The 19,058-nt window shown below is 71.6% G+C and carries 16 protein-coding genes and 1 tRNA gene; 1 reads left to right on the plus strand and 16 read right to left on the minus strand.

The window, feature by feature from the left end; all coding sequences use genetic code 11:
- Positions 1–138 precede the first annotated feature (138 nt).
- From glyA to AB0M29_RS12790, 15 genes are all read right to left on the minus strand, one after another.
- The gene (gene glyA / locus AB0M29_RS12720; RefSeq protein WP_365382231.1) at positions 139–1,521 is read right to left on the minus strand and encodes a serine hydroxymethyltransferase; all 1,383 of its coding nucleotides are present in this window, start codon (positions 1,519–1,521) and stop codon (positions 139–141) included.
- 86 nt (positions 1,522–1,607) lie between these two features.
- Positions 1,608–2,231, minus strand: a complete 624-nt coding sequence (locus tag AB0M29_RS12725) for a protein-tyrosine-phosphatase (protein WP_365382372.1) — start codon at positions 2,229–2,231, stop codon at positions 1,608–1,610.
- 38 nt (positions 2,232–2,269) lie between these two features.
- Entirely contained in the window at positions 2,270–2,917 is a 648-nt protein-coding gene (locus AB0M29_RS12730; protein WP_365382232.1) for an L-threonylcarbamoyladenylate synthase, read from the minus strand.
- Positions 2,918–2,990: 73 nt separating this feature from the next.
- Positions 2,991–3,836, minus strand: coding sequence for a peptide chain release factor N(5)-glutamine methyltransferase (gene prmC, locus AB0M29_RS12735; protein WP_365382233.1), 846 nt, complete (start codon positions 3,834–3,836; stop codon positions 2,991–2,993).
- A gap of 12 nt (positions 3,837–3,848) precedes the next feature.
- On the minus strand, positions 3,849–4,928 hold the full coding sequence (prfA, locus tag AB0M29_RS12740; protein ID WP_365382234.1) for a peptide chain release factor 1: 1,080 nt from the start codon (positions 4,926–4,928) through the stop codon (positions 3,849–3,851).
- 112 nt (positions 4,929–5,040) lie between these two features.
- A complete protein-coding gene (gene rpmE / locus AB0M29_RS12745; RefSeq protein ID WP_365382235.1) occupies positions 5,041–5,265 on the minus strand; it encodes a 50S ribosomal protein L31 in 225 nt (74 codons plus the stop codon).
- A gap of 145 nt (positions 5,266–5,410) precedes the next feature.
- A complete protein-coding gene (locus tag AB0M29_RS12750; protein ID WP_365382236.1) occupies positions 5,411–6,577 on the minus strand; it encodes an LCP family protein in 1,167 nt (388 codons plus the stop codon).
- A gap of 261 nt (positions 6,578–6,838) precedes the next feature.
- Complete coding sequence (locus AB0M29_RS12755; RefSeq protein ID WP_365382237.1) at positions 6,839–8,563, minus strand: trypsin-like serine protease; 1,725 nt, start codon at positions 8,561–8,563, stop codon at positions 6,839–6,841.
- Positions 8,564–8,940: 377 nt separating this feature from the next.
- Positions 8,941–10,962, minus strand: coding sequence for a transcription termination factor Rho (gene rho / locus AB0M29_RS12760; protein ID WP_365382238.1), 2,022 nt, complete (start codon positions 10,960–10,962; stop codon positions 8,941–8,943).
- Positions 10,963–11,300: 338 nt separating this feature from the next.
- Positions 11,301–12,224 carry a homoserine kinase gene (gene thrB, locus AB0M29_RS12765; RefSeq protein WP_365382239.1) on the minus strand — a complete coding sequence of 308 codons (924 nt, stop codon included), beginning with the start codon at positions 12,222–12,224 and terminating at the stop codon, positions 11,301–11,303.
- Positions 12,225–12,479: 255 nt separating this feature from the next.
- On the minus strand, positions 12,480–13,571 hold the full coding sequence (gene thrC, locus AB0M29_RS12770) for a threonine synthase (RefSeq protein ID WP_365382240.1): 1,092 nt from the start codon (positions 13,569–13,571) through the stop codon (positions 12,480–12,482).
- Positions 13,572–13,578: 7 nt separating this feature from the next.
- Positions 13,579–14,871: a homoserine dehydrogenase gene (locus AB0M29_RS12775; protein ID WP_365382241.1), complete on the minus strand. Its 1,293-nt coding sequence runs from the start codon at positions 14,869–14,871 to the stop codon at positions 13,579–13,581.
- A 186-nt stretch (positions 14,872–15,057) separates the two neighbouring features.
- Entirely contained in the window at positions 15,058–16,449 is a 1,392-nt protein-coding gene (lysA, locus tag AB0M29_RS12780; RefSeq protein ID WP_365382242.1) for a diaminopimelate decarboxylase, read from the minus strand.
- A 75-nt stretch (positions 16,450–16,524) separates the two neighbouring features.
- A complete protein-coding gene (nrtL, locus tag AB0M29_RS12785) occupies positions 16,525–17,664 on the minus strand; it encodes an ArgS-related anticodon-binding protein NrtL (protein ID WP_365382243.1) in 1,140 nt (379 codons plus the stop codon).
- 89 nt (positions 17,665–17,753) lie between these two features.
- On the minus strand, positions 17,754–18,221 hold the full coding sequence (locus AB0M29_RS12790; protein ID WP_365382244.1) for a response regulator: 468 nt from the start codon (positions 18,219–18,221) through the stop codon (positions 17,754–17,756).
- A 174-nt stretch (positions 18,222–18,395) separates the two neighbouring features.
- Here AB0M29_RS12790 and AB0M29_RS12795 point away from each other — a divergent pair.
- A tRNA-Arg gene (locus AB0M29_RS12795) sits at positions 18,396–18,467 on the plus strand.
- A 140-nt stretch (positions 18,468–18,607) separates the two neighbouring features.
- On the opposite strand, the gene AB0M29_RS12800 is transcribed toward AB0M29_RS12795, so the two are convergent.
- Complete coding sequence (locus AB0M29_RS12800; protein ID WP_365382245.1) at positions 18,608–18,952, minus strand: hypothetical protein; 345 nt, start codon at positions 18,950–18,952, stop codon at positions 18,608–18,610.
- Positions 18,953–19,058: the final 106 nt, after the last annotated feature.

Genomic DNA, 19,058 nt, shown 5'->3' on the forward strand with positions numbered 1-19,058 from the left:
AGCACCGCTGCGCACACGTCCGGGGGATCCTCACAGCGTCACACCCTAGTGGTGGCCGGGCCGAGACGGCGAACACCTCTCAAGACTCACAGGGAGCGTTCGCGGTTGCACAGCCGCCGGGAGGGGAAGGTGTCGGGGTTATCCGGCGGGCTGCCGCGGGTACGGCGGGAAGCCGCGCACCAGCTCGCCGACGAGCGCCGCGGTGCCGCGTTCCTCGCGCAGCGCCCGCCCGAGCAGCGCCGCGACCTGCGACATCTGCGTCTCCCCCATGCCCTGGGTGGTGACCGCCGCGGTGCCCAGCCGCAGCCCCGAGCACTCCTCGGCGGGCTGGGGGTCGTACGGCAGGGCGTACTTGTCGACGACGATCCCGGCGGCCGCGCACCGGCCGCGGGCCCGCAGACCCGTGACGCCCAGCGGCGAGACGTCCGCGGTGATCATATGGGTGTCGGTACCGCCGGTGAGGACGTCGACACCCTCGGTGGCCAGTGCGGCGGCCAGCCGGGCCGCGTTGCCGACGACCTGGTGGGCGTAGGCGGCGAAGGCCGGGGTGGCGGCCTCCGCGAAGGCCGCGGCCTTGGCGGCCACCGCGTGCATGTGCGGGCCGCCCTGCGAGAACGGGAAGACCGCCCGGTCGACGCGCTCCGCCAAGTGCTCGCCGCACAGGATCAGCCCGCCGCGCGGTCCCCGCAGCGTCTTGTGGGTGGTGGCGCACACCACATCCGCGTACGGCACGGGGCTGGGCGCCGCACCGCCCGCCACCAGGCCGAGGGTGTGCGCGGCGTCGGCGATCAGATAGGCGTCGACCTCGTCGGCGATCTCCCGGAAGGCGGCGTAGTCCAGGTGCCGGGGGTGGGCGATGTCACCGCAGACGATCGCCTTGGGGCGGTGCTCGCGGGCCAGGTCGCGGACCTGGTCGTAGTCGATGAGACCGGTGTCACGGCGCACCCCGTAGCCGACGAAGTGGAACCAGCGGCCGGAGAAGTTCGACCGGGAGCCGTGGGTGAGATGCCCGCCGTGCGGCAGCGCGGTGGCGAGCACCGTGTCGCCCGGGACGAGCAGCGCGGCGTAGGCGGCGAGCACCGCGGAGGAGCCCGAGTACGGCTGCACATTGGCGTGTTCGGCGCCGAACAGCCCGGTGGCGCGTTCGACGGCGAGCCGCTCGGCGAGGTCGACCAGCTCGCACCCGGCGTGGTGGCGGTGGCCCGGGTAGCCCTCGGCGTACTTGTTGGCCAGCGGTGAGCCGAGCGCGGCGAGCACCGCGCGCGAGGTGAAGTTCTCCCCCGCCATGAGCTGCAGGCGGCTGCTCTGCCGGTCGATCTCGGCGAGGATCACCCCGGCCAGCTCCGGGTCCTCGCGGCGCAGCGCGCCGAAGTCCGGTGCCCAGGTGGCGGATACGGGGTCGGCCGGGGCCTCGGCCGGCTGCGCGGGGTCCTCGGCGGCGGCCTGCACACGGGCGGCCGCGACGAATGTGTGGTGCGCGTCTGCGGCTGCGACGGCAGCGCTTCTTCCGGCGACCGGCATGGCGGGGCTCCCGGCGGGGCGTGGAGATCTCGCTTCCACTGTAGGGGCGGGAACCGCGGACCGCCCGGCCAGCGGCGGCGGAAGGGTCAGACGGCGGCGGGGATCCCGGTGAGCGCGGTCACCACCGGGTCGATCGCGGTGTGGATCTCGTCGCCGATGCTGCGGAAGTACCCGATGGGGGCGCCGTACGGGTCGTGCACCTCGTCGGCCTCCAGGCTGGGCGCCAGCAGCCAGCCGCGCAGCGCCGCCGCGGCCCTGACCAGGGCGCGGGCCCGCTCGGCGACGGTGCCGTCGGGAAGGGTGGTGGGGTCTATGGCCCGGACCAGCCGGGTGAACTCCTTGAGCGTGAAGGTGCGCAGGCCCGCGTCGTGGCCCATGGAGATGACCTGCGCGCGGTGGTCGCGGGTCGCGGTGAGGACGAGGTCGGCGTCGATCACATGGTCGTCGAGGAGCTCCCGGCCGGTGAACCCGGACACGTCGGCCCCGTGTTCGGCCAGTACGGCGGCGGCGTGCGCCTCCATCGGCGCGCCCTCGTGGCCCCAGGTGCCCGCGGACTCCACGACGATGCCGTTGGCGCCGTCGCCGAGCCGCCGCGCCAGCCCATGGCGGGTCAGCCGCTCGGCCATCGGCGAGCGGCAGACGTTGCCGGTGCAGACGTGGAGGATGCGGAAGGCGTCACCGCCGTGTCCGGGGAGGATCACTCCCGGCAGGCCGGTGCGGCCCGGTATGCCACGCCCGTCGGGCGCAGTCAACTGCGCTCCTCCAGGTCGGGTACCACCTTGCGCAGCTCCTCCGCGCTGATCGCCCCGGCCCGCAGCAGCACCGGGACGCGGCCGGTGACGTCGACGATCGAGGACGCCACGGCGGAGGGGGTCGGTCCGGCGTCCAGGTAGACCGCGACGGAGTCGCCCAGCATCTCCTGGGCGGCGTCGCAGTCCTGCGGCGACCGGTGTCCGGTGAGGTTGGCGCTGGAGACGGCCATCGGGCCGGTCTCGGTGAGCAGCTCGATCGCGACCGGGTGCAGCGGCATCCGCACCGCCACGGTGCCGCGGGCGTCGCCGAGGTCCCAGTTGAGCGACGGCTGGTGCTTGGTGACGAGGGTGAGCGCACCGGGCCAGAAGGCGTCGACGAGTTCCCACGCCTGCTCGGAGAAGTCGGTGACGATGCCGTGCAGGGTGTTCGGCGAGCCGACCAGCACCGGCGAGGGCATGTTGCGGCCGCGGCCCTTGGCCTCCAGCAGGTCGCCGACGGCCTCGGCGTCGAAGGCGTCCGCGCCGATGCCGTACACGGTGTCGGTGGGCAGCACCACGAGTTCGCCGCGCTTGACCGCCGAGGCGGCCTCGCGCAGGCCGGTTGCCCGGTCGGTTGCTTCGGAGCAGTCGTATCGCCGTGCCATTAGCTGACCTCCAGAAGATGCCGCGCAGCCGGTGTCGCGGCGGCGCGTGCCGTTGCTCGGGCGCCCGGCGTCGTCACGGCGTCGCCTTGCGCGCAGTGGTGAACCGCGGGCGGTTGTTGAGATCCGGGTGGTCGGCCGCGTCCGCCCAGCCCGCGTCCTCCTTGAAGATCCACGGCACCTGGCCGCCCTGGGAGTCGGCGTGCTCGATGACGACGACGCCGCCGGGGCGGAGCAGGCGGTGGGCGGTGCGTTCGATACCGCGGATGGTGTCGAGTCCGTCCTCACCGGAGAAGAGGGCCAGTTCGGGGTCGTGGTCACGCGCTTCGGGCGCCACGTACTCCCATTCGGTGAGCGGAATGTACGGCGGGTTGGAGATGACCAGGTCGACATGGCCGTTGAGGTCGGGGAACGCGGTGAGCGCGTTGCCCTGCCGCAGGTCGACCTTGCTGCCCTCGACGTTCTTGCGGGCCCACGCCAGGGCGTCCTCGGACAGCTCCACGGCGTGCACCCGTGAGCGCGGCACCTCCTGGGCCAGCGCCAGCGCGATGGCGCCGGAGCCGGTGCACAGGTCGACGATCAGCGGCTCGGCGACATCCATGGCGCGCACGGCGTCTATGGCCCAGCCGACGACCGACTCGGTCTCCGGGCGGGGCACGAACACCCCCGGTCCCACCTGGAGTTCGAGGTAGCGGAAGAAGGCACGGCCGGTGATGTGCTGGAGCGGTTCGCGGGCCTCGCGGCGGGCGACCGCCTCCCAGTAGCGCGCGTCGAACTCCGCGTCGGCGACGCCGTGCAGCTCACCGCGCTTGACCCCGTGGATGTACGCGGCCAGTTCCTCGGCGTCGAAGCGCGGTGACGGCACGCCCGCGTCGGCAAGTCGCTGGGCCGCCTGGGCGACCTCGGCGAGCAGCAGGTTCACTCCGCTCCCCTCTCAGCTGCCGTCGCCGGCCGCGGCCAGCTTGGCGGCCGAGTCGGCGTCCACACACGCCTGGATCATGGCGTCCAGATCCCCGTCCAGCACCTGGTCAAGGTTGTACGCCTTGAACCCGACCCGGTGGTCGGAGATGCGGTTCTCGGGGAAGTTGTACGTCCTGATCCGCTCCGACCGGTCCACGGTACGGACCTGGCTGCGGCGGGCGTCGGACGCCTCCTGCTCGGCGGCCTCCTGCGCGGCGGCCAGCAGCCGGGAGCGCAGGATGCGCATCGCCGACTCCTTGTTCTGGAGCTGGCTCTTCTCGTTCTGGCAGGACACCACCAGCCCGGTGGGCAGGTGGGTGATGCGGACCGCGGAGTCGGTGGTGTTGACCGACTGGCCTCCGGGGCCGGACGAGCGGTAGACGTCGATCCGCAGGTCGTTGGGGCCGATCTCGACCTCGACCTCCTCGGCCTCGGGCGTGACCAGCACACCGGCCGCGGAGGTGTGGATACGGCCCTGCGACTCGGTGGCGGGCACCCGCTGCACGCGGTGCACACCGCCCTCGTACTTCATCCGGGCCCACACGCCCTGGCCGGCCTCGTGGGACGCCTTGGCCTTCACCGCGACCTGGACGTCCTTGTAGCCGCCGAGGTCGGACTCGTTGGCGTCGAGGATCTCGGTCTTCCAGCCGATCCGCTCGGCGTACCGCAGGTACATCCGCAGCAGGTCGCCGGCGAACAGCGCGGACTCCTCGCCGCCCTCGCCCGCCTTGACCTCGAGGATGACGTCCTTGTCGTCGTTGGGGTCCCGCGGCACCAGCAGCAGCCGGAGGCGTTCGGTCAGCTCCTCGCGCTCCCGCTCCAGGTCCTTCACCTCGGCGGCGAAGTCCGGGTCGTCGGCGGCGAGTTCCCTGGCGGTCTCGATGTCGTCGCCCGTCTGCCGCCAGGAGCGGTAGGTGCCGACGATGGGGGTCAGCTCCGCGTAGCGCTTGTTCAGCTTGCGGGCGTTGGCCTGGTCCGCGTGGACCGCGGGGTCGGCAAGCTGCTTTTCGAGGTCGGCGTGCTCGCCGATCAGATCCTCGACCGCCTCGAACATCTTCGGGTTCCCTCGCTGGTGAAGTGGCTGCCTGGCCTGGCTGGCCCGGGACGACAAAGCGCCGGTCCGGTCACCCAGGACTGGGCGACCGGGAACCGGCGCTTGCTGGTCGCTACTTCTTGGCGGAGCCTGCGGCCTTGCCGAAGCGGGCCTCGAAGCGGGCCACACGGCCACCGGTGTCGAGGATCTTCTGCTTGCCCGTGTAGAACGGGTGGCAAGCGGAGCAGACCTCAGCGCGGATCTGGCCGCTGGTGTCGGTGCTCCGGGTGGTGAACGAGGCGCCACAGGTACAGGTGACCTGGGTCTCGACGTACTCGGGGTGGATGTCGCGCTTCAAGGATGCTCCTAGGTTCGGGAGGGCGCCGGGTCGCACCACGGGTTTGCGGTACGTGAACCGGGGCCAGCGGACCAGTCTGCCAGGACTGGCCGTATCTCCCAAAACGAGGGGTGGGCCCTGAGTATTCCCCGGGGATCCCCGCAGGTCAGCGCGGTGCCGACGGGGAGGGGGTCGTACTGCCGCTGTTGCTGGGCCGCGGGCTAGCCCCGACCACCTTCCTGGCGTCCACCTCGTCGGCCACCGAGCCCTTGGTGGCGGCGGCCGGTATCGGCCGGTCGGCCCGGAGCGCGGCCCACACCATGGTGGCCTGCCGGTCGATCGGCTCCACCCGGTTCGGGTCGCTGACCGAGTACTGGACGGGGAGGGTCACCATGTGGACATCGCCCGACTTCAGGCCGCGCACGCTCTCCGCCAGGCTCATGAGCTTGGTGACCGAGGCCAGCCCCGAGTCGGTGGTGATGGCGCTGGTGGCGGTGTCGGCGACGCTGAAGAGCTTCGTCGGGCTGGACAGCAGCCCGAGCCCGCTCACCCGGTCCATCAGCGCCTTCATGAACGCCTGCTGGAGCTGTATTCGGCCGAGGTCGCTGCCGTCGGCGACCCCGTGCCGGGTGCGCACCAGGCCGAGCGCCTGCTCGCCGTTGAGGGTGTGGGTGCCCGCGGCGAGGTTCAGATGGCTCTTGGTGTCGTGGATCGCCGTCGAGGTGGTGACCGGCACCCCGTCCAGCGCGTTCACCAGGTTCTTGAAGCCGGTGAAGTCGACCTCGATGTAGTGGTCCATGCGCAGCCCGGTCATGGTCTCCACCGTCTTCACCGCGCACGCGGGTCCGCCGACCTCGTACGCGGTGTTGAACATGGCCCGCCGCTCGGCGGGCGCCGTCCCGCCCTTGGGCGTGCCGCACGCCGGGCGGTTCACCAGGGTGTCGCGCGGAATGCTCACCACGCTGGCGCTTTTGCGCCCCTTGTCCAGGTGCACGATCATCGCGGTGTCCGACCTGGCGTTGCCGCCGTCGTGCCCGTACTCGCTGTTCTTGCCCGACCGCGAGTCGGAGCCGAGCACCAGGATGTCCATGGACCCGTTGTCCAGCGCCAGCGGCCGGTCGGTGCCGAGCTGGGCGTCGATGTTGACGCTCTTGATGTTGCCGTTGAGCTTGAAGTAGAGGTACCCGGCCCCCGCGCCCGCCAGCAGCACCAGTCCCGCGGAGACCCACGCGACGATACGCAGAACGCGGCGGCGTCTGTCACGCTGCTCGCGTCTGCTGTCCTTGCCCTCCGTGGCGGCGCTCGCGCCCGCCCGCGGCTCGTCGTCCGACATGCGGCCCCTCGGCTTCCTGTCCGGGTTCAGGTCTTCTCTTCGGCTACCCCCAGCGGCGCTGATCAGGTCCGGCACATGCGTCCGAATCCGTTCGGAGCTTCCATCGTGCGCTCGGATCGGCCGTTCCGGCATCCGGGGGAAAACGCGGACGCCCGCGTATCCCCAGGTCAGGGGATACGCGGGCGTTTTTTCGCCGCATCTTTGGTGTGGCGGGAGTCTCAGCCGTCCGGGAGAATGCCCCGGATCAGCCGAGCCTCCCGGTCAGCCGAGGATGTTGTAGATCTGCCAGCCGCCGCCGATCTTGACGCGGGCGGCGTAGGGGGCCGAGGCGGACCCGGTGCCCTTGTAGAGCCACAGGGTGCCCGCGGAGTCCCGGGCGAGCAGGTCGGCGTGGCCGTCACCGGTCATGTCGCCGATGGCCGCGTACGCGTTGTACGACCAGCCGCCGCCGATCCGGGTGCGGGGCGCCCAGGGGGCGGAGGCCGAGCCGGTGCCCTTGTAGAGCCACAGGGAGCCTGCGGAGTCCCGGGCCACCAGGTCGGGCCTGCCGTCGCCGGAGAGGTCGCCCTTGCCGTAGATCTGGCCGCTGTAGGTGTTCCAGCCGGTGCCTATCTTGACGCGGGTGCCGAAGGTGCCCTTGCCGTTGCCGGGGTAGGTCCACGAAGCGCCGCTGGTGTCGGTGCCGACCAGGTCGGGCAGGCCGTCACCGGTGATGTCACCGGGGGTGACGATCGAACTCATCACGTTCCAGCCGCCGCCGACCAGGACCGGCTGGCTGCCGTCGCCGCTCAGCCAGTACAGCTGACCGCCGGTGGTGCGCACGACGAGGTCGTCGAGGCCGTCCAGGTTCAGGTCGTTCTGCCGGACCAGGTTGAGCCCGCTGAAGTCGCCGAGCGACTCGCGCGCGGCCAGCGCCGTACCGGTGGACCGGTACTCGTACGCCGCGCCGGCCGGGGTCCTGGCGAACAGGTCGGCCTTGTCGTCACCGGTCATGTTGGCGTCGTCCAGCCGCGGGTCGATCGCCCCCGCGTAGGTGCTGGTGCGGCTGAAGACGCTGTAGGCGCCCTTCTCCACGCAGTCCTGGACGCCCCAGGAGACCACGCCGATGATCTTGCCATTGACGACCAGCGGACCGCCCGAGTCGCCGTTGCAGGCGGTGATGGTGCCCGCGTCGGAGCCGGTGGCCGGGGTGCCCGCGCAGACCATGTGGCCCGCGATGAAGCCGGATCCGAACTCCGTGGTGCAGGTGGAGTTGGAGTTGATCGGCAGCGACGCCTTCTTCAGCGTCTGCGAGATGTCGTCGGTGGTGGAGGTGGTACGCCCCCAGCCGTAGACGGTCGCCGTCGTACCGGCCACGTACGATGCGCTGTCCGTCGACGAGGTGATCGGCAGCGGCTTGGCGGTCACCGGGATGTCCAGCGTCAGCACGGCCACGTCGTTGTCGATCGTGTCGGCGTTGTACGACGGGTGGTTCCACTGGCGGGCGACGCCCTGCGGGGTGCCGCCGTGGTAGTCCACGGGCTGGCCGGTGGCCTGGGTGGGGAGCTGGTCGGTCCCGGTGATGACGGTGCCGTGGTTGAACCAGTCGTAGCCCTTGACGCAGTGCGAGGCCGTGAGGATCTTCGTCGGGGACACCACGGTGCCGCCGCAGAAGAAGCCGATGTCGTCCGTGGTGGTGGCCGTGTTCCGGTCGTCGAAGTACCAGAGCTGGGCCATCCACGGCGCCGCGGAGATCGTTGTGGTCGTGCCACCGATGATCTTCGGGTCGACGGTGTGCGCCGTCCCCTGCGGGCTGGCGGACAGCGTCGTACGCGACGGGTTCTTGTCCGCCGTCAGTGCGCCCGAGACGCGGAAGGTCAGCACCGACGCGGCCGGTGCGGACGGTTGTGCGGCCGTGTGGAAGGCGGGCGGCTGCGAGGTGTTTCCGGCGTGCGCCGGGGACATCAGCAGCACGGCGCTCGCCACGCCTGCGCCAGTGGCGACCACGGCCACGGGGATCGTGAGACGGCGACGCCGTCTGCGCCCCCGGCCCTCGTGGGCAGAGAACACTCAGAACTCCTGTCGTAGGGAGTGCCGCCGGCTCGAACGGGCAGCGACGGCACGGAAGATGCACACAGGAGCGAGCCGAACCAGGGATCGAACCTCGGCCGTCTGAGCGTCGACAGGCGCCGGGCAGGCGTCATCGCCGCCCTGGTCAGGGGTTCGAAGATGGTCCCCCCCACCTGCGATTGCCCGATCATATGACTACGGGGCCCGGCCCTAGCTGACTCACAGGTTTCCAGCGCCATATCTTTGGGCAAAGAAAACGGCCCCGCCCGCCGGATAAACCGGCGAACGGGGCCGAATTGCGCTAAGAGCGACGGTCAGTCGTTGTTCTGACCGGGGGTCGTCTTCGCGATCTGCATGAGGAACTCGGCGTTGGACTTGGTCTGCTTCATCTTGTCCAGCAGCAGCTCGATCGCCTGCTGCGAGTCCAGCGCGTGCAGCACCCGGCGGAGCTTCCAGACGATCGCCAGCTCGTCGCGGTCGAGCAGGATCTCCTCCTTGCGGGTACCGGACGGGTCGACGTCCACCGCGGGGAAGATCCGCTTGTCGGCGAGCTTGCGGTCGAGCTTGAGCTCCATGTTGCCGGTGCCCTTGAACTCCTCGAAGATCACCTCGTCCATCCGCGAGCCGGTCTCGACCAGCGCGGTGGCCAGGATGGTCAGCGAGCCGCCGTCCTCGATGTTGCGCGCCGCACCGAAGAAGCGCTTCGGCGGGTAGAGCGCGGTCGAGTCGACACCACCGGACAGGATGCGGCCGGAGGCGGGCGCCGCGAGGTTGTACGCGCGGCCCAGGCGGGTGATGGAGTCCAGCAGCACCACGACGTCGTGGCCCAGCTCCACCAGCCGCTTGGCGCGCTCGATGGCGAGTTCCGCGACGGTGGTGTGGTCCTCGGCGGGACGGTCGAAGGTCGAGGAGATGACCTCGCCCTTGACCGACCGCTGCATGTCGGTGACCTCTTCCGGACGCTCGTCGACCAGGACGACCATCAGGTGGCACTCGGGGTTGTTCGTGGTGATCGCGTTGGCGATCGACTGCATGATCATCGTCTTACCGGCCTTCGGCGGCGAGACGATCAGACCACGCTGGCCCTTGCCGATCGGCGCCACCAGGTCGATGATCCGGGTGGTCAGCACGCCCGGGTCGGTCTCCAGGCGGAGCCGGTCCTGCGGGTACAGCGGGGTGAGCTTGTTGAACTCCGGGCGGCCGCGGCCGGAGTCGGCCCCCATGCCGTTCGCGGAGTCCAGCCGCACCAGCGCGTTGAACTTCTCGCGCCGCTCGCCGTCCTTGGGCTGCCGCACGGCGCCGGTGACGTGGTCACCCTTGCGCAGGCCGTTCTTACGGACCTGGGCGAGCGAGACGTAGACGTCGTTCGGCCCCGGGAGGTAGCCGGAGGTACGGATGAACGCGTAGTTGTCGAGGATGTCGAGGATGCCCGCGACGGGGATCAGGACGTCGTCGTCGGAGACCTGGACCTCGCCGGCGCCCGCGAACTCGTCGCGGCGGTTGCCCCGCCCGCGGCGGTCGCGGTAGCGCCCGCGGCGCCGGCCGCGGCCGTCGCCGAACTCGTCGTCGTCCTGCTGGCTTCCGGCGCCCTGGCCGCCGCCCTGCTGCTGGCCCTGACCGCCGCCCTGCTGGTTGCCGCGGTCGCGGTTCTGGCGGTTGCCGCCGTCACGCTGGCCGCCGCCCTCGCCGCCGCCGTCCTCGCGGTTGCGGCGGTCGCGCTGCCGCTCGCGGCGGTCGCCGCGCTGGCCGCGCTGGCGGTCCTCGCCGGCCTGCTGCTGCCGGCCGTCGCCCTTGGCGTCGGTACGGGTCTCGGCCTTGCCCTCGGCGGTGTCGGCTGCGGCCTCGGCCGCGCGGCCGGCCCGGGCGCCCCGGGTGGCGGGAGCGGCCTTGGCCTGCTCGCCGGCGGGCTGGCCGGGAATCTCGATCTGCTGGGGCTCCGACGGGGCGGTCGCCTTCGCGGCGGCGGCCGGAGCCTCGCTCTCCGCTTCGGCACCGGCCTCCGCGAGGCGGGCCCGGGAGGTCGCACGGCGCTTGGGCTTCTCGGCGGGCGCGTCGGCGGCGGCGCCGGCGGCCTGCGGTGCGGTGGTCCCGCCGCCGGCCTGCTTCTCCTTGATGGTCTCGATCAACTGGCTCTTGCGCATCCGCGCGGTGCCCTTGATACCGAGGCCGGAGGCCAGCTGCTGCAACTCGGCCAGGACCATGCCGTCCAGGCCGGTCCCGGACCGGCGTCGCCGTGAGGTACTGGCCGTGGCAGCACCGCCAGCAGGCGCGTCGGCGTCGGACGCGGCAACAGAGTTGTCTGCGCGCACGCCCATCAGATCGGTGGTGTCGCTCACGAAGGGTCCTTCCCTGGAGCGGACGTCGGCCTGTCTGGCTCGGCGACCGGTCGTGCTGTCCGGTTCTGGGCGTTTCCGCTGGTGAACCGGGGCGGTGGTCCGCCTGATGGCGGCAGAAATACATATCTGGTCTCGGTACGGTGAGAACTCGTACCGACTCCGGAGCGGGCTCGACACTGCGCAGGCTGATGGCCTATGCGGTGTGGGAGGCTCCCGGAAGATAAGCGGTCCCACGGAAGGGACACAGTGCATGACACCCAATGGGCGTCGAATGCAGGCTTGAGGTTAACACTACCGGATCCAACAAACATTCCCCCTCTCAATGCCCGGCAATCGTGTCACTGCCCCCCGGCGAGCGGCAGCACACTGGCCCCGGCCGTGTCCAGCACCAGGCGGTGGGCGGCCCAGCCCTCGCCCGCCAGCCGGGAGACCTTGTCGGCGGCGCCTTCCTCCGTGAGGGCCAGAACCGTCGGCCCCGCACCGGAGATGACTGCAGGGACGCCGTCGGAGCGCAGGCGGTTCACCAGCGCCACGCTTTCGGGCATGGCGGGCGCCCGGTAGTCCTGGTGCAGCCGGTCCTCGGTGGCGGGCAGCAGCAGGTCGGGACGGCGGGTGAGCGCCTCCACGAGCAGTGCGGCCCGGCCCGCGTTGGCCGCGGCGTCCACATGCGGGACGGTACGCGGCAGCAGCCCGCGGGCGGTCTCGGTGAGCACCGGGGTGCCGGGCACGAACACCACGGGCGCCAGCGAGCGCGCCGGGTCCAGCCGGATGGCGCGGGCGGCGCCGCCCTCGGTCCAGGCCAGGGTGAAGCCGCCGAGCAGACAGGCGGCGACGTTGTCGGGGTGGCCCTCGATCTCGGTGGCCAGTTCCAGCAGCGCGGTGTCGTCCAGCACCGCCGGGCCGCCTATCGTCACCGCGCGGGCGGCGATGATGCCCGCGCAGATGGCGGCGGAGGAGGAGCCGAGGCCGCGGCCGTGCGGGATGCGGTTGGCGCACACCACCTCGAGGCCGCGCGGCTGCCCGCCCAGCAGGTCGAAGGCGGTCCGCAGCGAGCGTACGACCAGGTGTTTCTCGTCCCGGGCCAGCGTGTCGGCGCCTTCGCCCGCGATGTCGATGTGCAGCCCGGAGTCGGCGACGCGGACCACCACGTCGTCGTACAGCCCCAGCGCCAGGCCGAAGGCGTCGAAACCGGGGCCCAGATTGGCGCTGGTCGCGGGGACGCGCACTCGTACTGCGGCAGCGCGGAACGCGGGACCGGCCATCGTTCGACGAATCTCCTTGTGCGGTTCGCCCTGCGGGCGCGGCTTCGTTGCCGACGCGGCTGAGCGGGAGTGGCGGTTTGGCATCCCCGGGATGCCGAGCACACTGCGGAACTCATGGATGAGCGCACCGCGGTGCCACTGAGGTAAGCCTATCGAAGGAAGGTTCTCCTGCGACATAGGGCGCACACACCGCGCAGGATGCGTGTCGCTCGCGGTGTGTGCGCCCCCACCTCTGACCAGGGGGATCGGGTCAGGTCAGACCAGACCCAGGCTCCGGGCGGCGGTGTCGGCGTCCACCGGTACGGTGACCGGCTGCGGGGCTCCCGCGACGGCCCAGTCGGGGTCCTTGAGGCCGTTGCCGGTGACGGTGCAGACGATCCGCTGACCGGGGTCGACCCGCCCCTCCTCGGCCGCCTTGAGCAGCCCGGCGACCGACGCGGCGGAGGCGGGCTCCACGAAGACGCCCTCCTTGGCGGCCAGCAGCCGGTAGGCGGACAGGATCTGACGGTCGGTCACCGCTTCGATGAGGCCGCCGGAGTCGTCCCGCGCCTCCTCGGCCTGCTGCCAGGACGCCGGGTTGCCGATCCGGATCGCGGTGGCGATCGTCTGCGGCTGACGGACCGGCGCGCCGTTGACGATCGGCGCAGAGCCGGACGCCTGGAAGCCCCACATCCGCGGCCGCCGGGTGGCGACACCGTCGGCGGCGTACTCGCGATAGCCCTTCCAGTAGGCCGTGATGTTGCCCGCGTTGCCCACCGGGAGCACATGGATGTCGGGCGCGTCGCCGAGCGCGTCCACGATCTCGAAGGCGGCCGTCTTCTGGCCCTCGATCCGCGCCGGATTGACCGAATTGACCAGCGCCACCGGGTACTTCTCGCTCAGGCCGCGCGCGAGGTCGAGGCAGTCGTCGAAGTTGCCGTCGACCTGGAGGATGCGGCTGCCGTGCACCAGCGCCTGCCCCATCTTGCCCAGCGCGATCTTGCCCTGCGGCACCAGCACCGCGCAGACCATCCCGGCGCGTACGGCGTAGGCCGCCGCCGACGCCGAGGTGTTGCCGGTCGAGGCGCAGATGACGGCCTGGGCGCCCGCCTCCTTGGCCTTCGAGATGGCCATCGTCATGCCGCGGTCCTTGAACGACCCGGTCGGGTTGGCGCCCTCGACCTTCAGGTAGACGTCACAGCCGGTCCGCTCGGACAGCAGCTGCGCCGGGACCAGCGGAGTGCCACCCTCCAGCAGCGTGACCACCGGGGAGTCCGGGGCGACCGGCAGCCGGTCGCGGTACTCCTCGATGATGCCGCGCCACTGGTGGGTGCCGGACATTCGGGGCTGGTCGATGGTTCCGTTCATAGCGGGTCTACTCCCCTTCCACACGCATGATGCTGGCGACGCCGCGTACGGTGTCGAGTTTCCGCAGGCTGGACACGGTCGCCGAGAGCGCGGCGTCCGGCGCGCGGTGGGTGACGACGACGAGCGACGCCTCACCGTCCTTGCCCTGCTGGCGCACGGTGTCGATCGACACGTCGTGCTCGGCGAACACCGTGGCGACCTGTGCGAGGACGCCCGGTTTGTCCGCCACGTCCAGGCTGATGTGGTAGCGGGTGACCACATCGCCCATCGGGCTCACCGGCAGTTGCGTGTACGCGGACTCGCCGGCGCCGGTGGTCTCCGCCAGCTTGTTGCGGCAGGCGGCCACCAGGTCGCCGAGAACGGCGGAGGCGGTGGGTGCACCGCCCGCACCAGGACCGTAGAACATCAGCCGCCCGGCCGCCTCCGCCTCGACGAAGACCGCGTTGTACGCCTCGCGCACCGAGGCCAGCGGGTGGGTGAGCGGCAGCATCGCCGGGTGGACGCGGGCGGTGACCGAGCGGCCGTCGGCGCTGCGCTCGCAGATGGCCAGCATCTTGACGGTGCAGCCCATCTTGCGCGCGGAGGCGATGTCCGCGGCGGTCACCTCGGTCAGGCCCTCGCGGTGCACGTCGTCCATGGTGACGCGGGTGTGGAAGGCGATCCCGGCCAGGATCGCGGCCTTCGCCGCCGCGTCGAAGCCCTCGACGTCCGCGGTCGGGTCGGCCTCGGCGTAACCGAGCGCGGTCGCCTCGTCGAGGGCCTCGCTGTACCCGGCGCCGCTGGAGTCCATCTTGTCGAGGATGAAGTTCGTGGTGCCGTTGACGATGCCCAGCACCCGGTTGACCTTGTCCCCGGCCAGCGACTCGCGCAGCGGCCTGATCAGCGGGATCGCTCCGGCGACGGCGGCCTCGTAGTACAGGTCGACGCCGTGCTCGACGGCCTTGGCGTGCAGGTTCGCGCCGTCGGCGGCGAGCAGCGCCTTGTTCGCCGAGACCACGGACGCGCCGTGCTCGAAAGCGGTGGTGATGAGGGTGCGGACCGGCTCGATGCCGCCGATGACCTCGATGACGACATCGAGGTCGCCGCGTTTGACCAGGGCGGTGGCGTCCGTGGTGAGCAGCTCGGCCGGGACGCCTTCGCGGACCCGGTTGGGGCGGCGCACCGCGATCCCGGCCAGCTCGATCGGCGCGCCGATCCGGGCCGCGAGGTCCTGCCCCTGCGTCGTGATGATGCGCGTGACCTCTGAGCCGACCACTCCACAGCCCAGCAGCGCCACCTTCAGCGGACGCGTACGCATCATCCGACCTCGTTTCTCCCCGCGGCCCTCGGCCGCTCTTGGATGGGAACCAGTCTCACTCACCGGACGGGAGATGCCACGTGCTGTCCGGATCGCGAGACCAGCTGTTCCGCCGGTGATATTTCCCGTCGGCGGCCGGGTACGGCCGGTGAGATGTGTGTCACCGGACGCTCACCGGGTGAAATCGCCTCACCCGATGTCGAGCCGCAGGAGATCCTCCTCCGTCTCACGACGGACGATGACCCGGGCCTCGCCGTCGCCGACCGCGACCACCGGCGGGCGCAGCGCGTGGTTGTAGTTGCTGGCCATGGCACGGCAGTACGCGCCGGTGGCGGGGACCGCGAGCAGATCGCCCGGTGCCAGGTCGGCGGGCAGGAACGCGTCCTTCACCACGATGTCACCACTCTCGCAGTGCTTGCCGACCACCCGGCTCAGCATCGGCTCGGCGTCACTCTTCCGGGAGACCAGCGCGACCGTGTACTCGGCGTCGTAGAGCGCGGTACGGATGTTGTCCGACATCCCGCCGTCCACGCTGACGTACGTCCGCAGGCCCTCCAGCGGCTTGACGGTGCCCACCTCGTACAGGGTGAACGCCGTCGGCCCGACGATCGCCCGGCCCGGCTCCACCGACAGCCGCGGCACCGCGAGCCGCGCGGCCTCGCACTCCCGGGTGACGATGTCGCCGAGCGCCTTGGCGATCTCCTGCGGCTCGCGCGGGTCGTCGTCGGAGGTGTAGGCGATGCCCAGGCCGCCGCCGAGGTCGATCTCCGGCAGCTCCACGCCGTGCTCGTCCCGTACCTCCGCCAGCAGCGACACCACACGGCGGGCGGCCACCTCGAAGCCCGCCATGTCGAAGATCTGCGAGCCGATGTGGCTGTGGATGCCGACCAGTTCGAGGCTCTCCAGCATCAGCACCCGGCGGACCGCCTCGGCCGCCTGTCCCCCGGCCAGCGCCAGCCCGAACTTCTGGTCCTCGTGCGCGGTCGCGATGAACTCGTGGGTGTGCGCCTCCACGCCGACCGTCACCCGGATCTGCACCCGCTGCCGTACGCCCGCCTTCGCCGCGATGTCGGCGACCCGCACGATCTCCTGGTACGAGTCCAGCACGATCCGGCCGACCCCGGCCGCCACCGCCCGCTCGATCTCGGCGGCGCTCTTGTTGTTGCCGTGCATCGCGATCCGCTCGGCGGGCATCCCCGCGTCCAGCGCCACCGCCAGCTCGGTCCCCGAGCAGACGTCGAGGTTGAGCCCCTCCTCGTGCAGCCAGCGCACCACGGCACGCGACAGGAACGCCTTGCCCGCGTAGAAGACGTCCGCCCCGTGCCCGAACGCGGCCCGCCACGCCCGGCAGCGGGCCCGGAAGTCCTCCTCGTCCAGGATGTACGCGGGCGTGCCGAACTCCTCGGCCAGCGCCCGTACGTCCCGCCCGCCGACCTCGGCGGCGCCGTCCGCGTTACGGGTGACGGTGCGCGACCAGACGCGCGGGTCGAGCCGGTTGAGGTCGGCGGGCGGGGCGGCGTAGTGGCCCTCGGGCAGCACATCGGCGTGGCGGGGCCCGGCGGGGTGTGCGGAACGGCTCACGGTGTCGTCTCTTTCTGCGTGCGTACGTACGTCGTCAGGTGTATGGGGTGGGCGCGCCGGGTTGCCATGAGCGCCTCAGAGGCGGTCGGGGGCGCTGATGCCCAGCAGGTGCAGGCCGTCCGCGAGCACGATCCCCGTCGCGTCGGCGAGCCGGATACGCGCGGCGTGGACGGCCGAGGGTTTCTCCTCGCCCTTCGGCAGCGGCGGGCACTCGTCGTGGAACCGCGAGAACGCGTCGGCCAGCCGCTCCAGATGCCGCGCCACCCGATCCGGCGCCCGCCGCCGGGCCGCCGTCTCGACGACCCGGGGGAAGTCGGCGATCAGCCCGAGGAGTTCGGTCTCGGCGGGGTGGTGGTAGGGGGCGCGGGGGGTGGGGTGGGTGGGCGCGGCGCCGGCGGGTGCGGGCTCGTAGTGCGCGGCGCCGGTGGGCGCGGCGCTGGTGTGCGCGGTCTCGACGTCGACGCCCAGGTCGTGGGCGTTACGGAGGAGGGCCCGGGTGCGGGCGTGGGCGTAGCGGATACGGAACAGCGGGTTGCTCTCGCGCTGGGCGAGGAGCGGGCCGGGGTCGGTGCGAGGTACGTCCTCGGCGGGTGGGCGCAGCAGGGCCCAGCGGGCGGCGTCTGCCCCCAGCAGCCGGAAGAGCCGCTCGGGCGCGCCGCGGAACTCCTCGGGGACCTCCTCGACGACCACTCTTTCGGGTGGTACCGCGGGTGGTGCCCCGGAGGGCGCCTCGGGGGGCGCTTCGGGTGCCTCGGGCGGTCCCGGGTCGGCGCCGGTCGCGCGCAGCAGCCGGTTCACCACCTCGGCGACCACCTGGCCGCGTACCGCGCCCTCGTCGGCGACGACCCGCGCGGGCTCGCCCGCGAGCCCGTCCCCCCGGCCGTACTCCGCGCCCTGCGACCGCACCTGGCGCACCACGTCGCCGTACGCCCGCGCGTCCAGCGTGATGTTCAGGAATCCGGGTCCGGCGATCTCCACCTGTGCGATCCCCGGCTCACCGCTCAGCCGGCGGCTCAGGATCTCGGCCACCTGCCGCGGTGTGCACCCGGCGGGCCCGGCGAGCTGCAGCGCGACGTTCGTCGCGTAGTCCCCGCACCCCGGCCGCGGCGGCCGCTGCACCACCACCCGCTCCGGCACCGCCACCAGCAGCTCCTGCGCCGCGACGGCACGGCGCACCGTACTCAGCACGGTGCGGGACAGCTCAGCAGGGGTCACGCACAAAGCGTAGGCGAGAGCGGGGGTGGGACCGCGACCGGGTTTTCCGGCCCGCTAGGCCCCGAGGGGCCGGGCCCGGGGGAAGACGGTCACCCCGGGGAGACGGTGGTCTGCCCCTCGGGCTCGGGCTCGGGCTCCGGCTCGGCCTCCGGCGCGTCGGCGGACTGGGGCGACCCCTCCTGCTCGGGGATCATGCCCCGGCCGATGAGCGCCCGTACCGTCATCACCAGATCCGCGGGCTCGAACGGCTTGCCGACATACGCGTCCACCCCACACGCCGCCTCGGGCAGCGACCCCGCGGTGACCATCACGATCCGCACCTGCCGCGTCCGCGGATCCGCCCGCAACCGCGCCGCCGTCCGCACCCCGTCCAGCCGCGGCATCACCACATCCAGCGTCACCACATCGGGCCGCACGCTGTGCACGATCTCCAGGCACTCGGCACCATCAGCCGCGGTCACGACCTCGAAGCCCTCCAGCTCCAGGTTGACCCTGATCAGTTGCCGGATCACCTTGTTGTCGTCCACAACAAGCACCCGGCCGGACGCACCCGCCACACCCCGAAGCGTAGGCGCGCCCCTCTCGATGCGTCCGCGTTTTGCCCATTTCTTCCCCGCCAAGGGTGACCCCACCCCCCGCCCCGACCCCGCCCGGACCCCCAAAAACCCTGTACACGTCCACCCTCTCCAAGCTGATAGTGTTCTACCCGTCACCGCGACAGCGGCCGACACGCCCCCGTAGCTCAGGGGATAGAGCAACGGCCTCCGGAGCCGTGTGCGCAGGTTCGAATCCTGCCGGGGGCACCTCGCACGAGGTGCCGAAAGACCCCGCCATCAGCCCAGACGCTGAGCGCGGGGTCTTTGCATGTGCGCGGGCGTATGCCACTTGATGCGCAGACGAAGGCCCCCGGACGGATCCAGGGGCCGCGCGCCCGCCTTGGTGCTCAGGCTCGTATCTCTCGCACCAATTCGCCGGTGTTGCTGTACAGCTCCAGGTTGAACCGGAGGCCGAAGCGGCTGAGCAGACCGGCGAGGTCGTCGATACGCTGAGGGTCGACAACGCCGTTCAACAGGACCTCTCGACCCTCGATCGGGTCCAGCTCGATCTGTCCCCAGACGGTCTCCACCTCGTAGCCGTACCAAGACGACGAGCGCGACGACCAGCCGGCGCGGACGAAGGCAGCGGCGACCGTAGAAGTGTCCTGGCAGCCTTGCACCACACCGCAAAGGTTGTTGTTGAGATCGGTCCACTGCGGATCCAGGTTCTGTCCACCATCGGATATGCACACGGGCGGAGTATGGGGCATCGAAACCGTCACCCTCACTCGCATTCTCGAAGGCGGAGACCTCTGGCACGGCCGAAGCGGCCGACGTACGTGACCGCGGTCAGCAGTT

The sequence above is a fragment of the Streptomyces sp. NPDC051976 genome, from assembly GCF_040680795.1.
Taxonomy (GTDB): domain Bacteria; phylum Actinomycetota; class Actinomycetes; order Streptomycetales; family Streptomycetaceae; genus Actinacidiphila.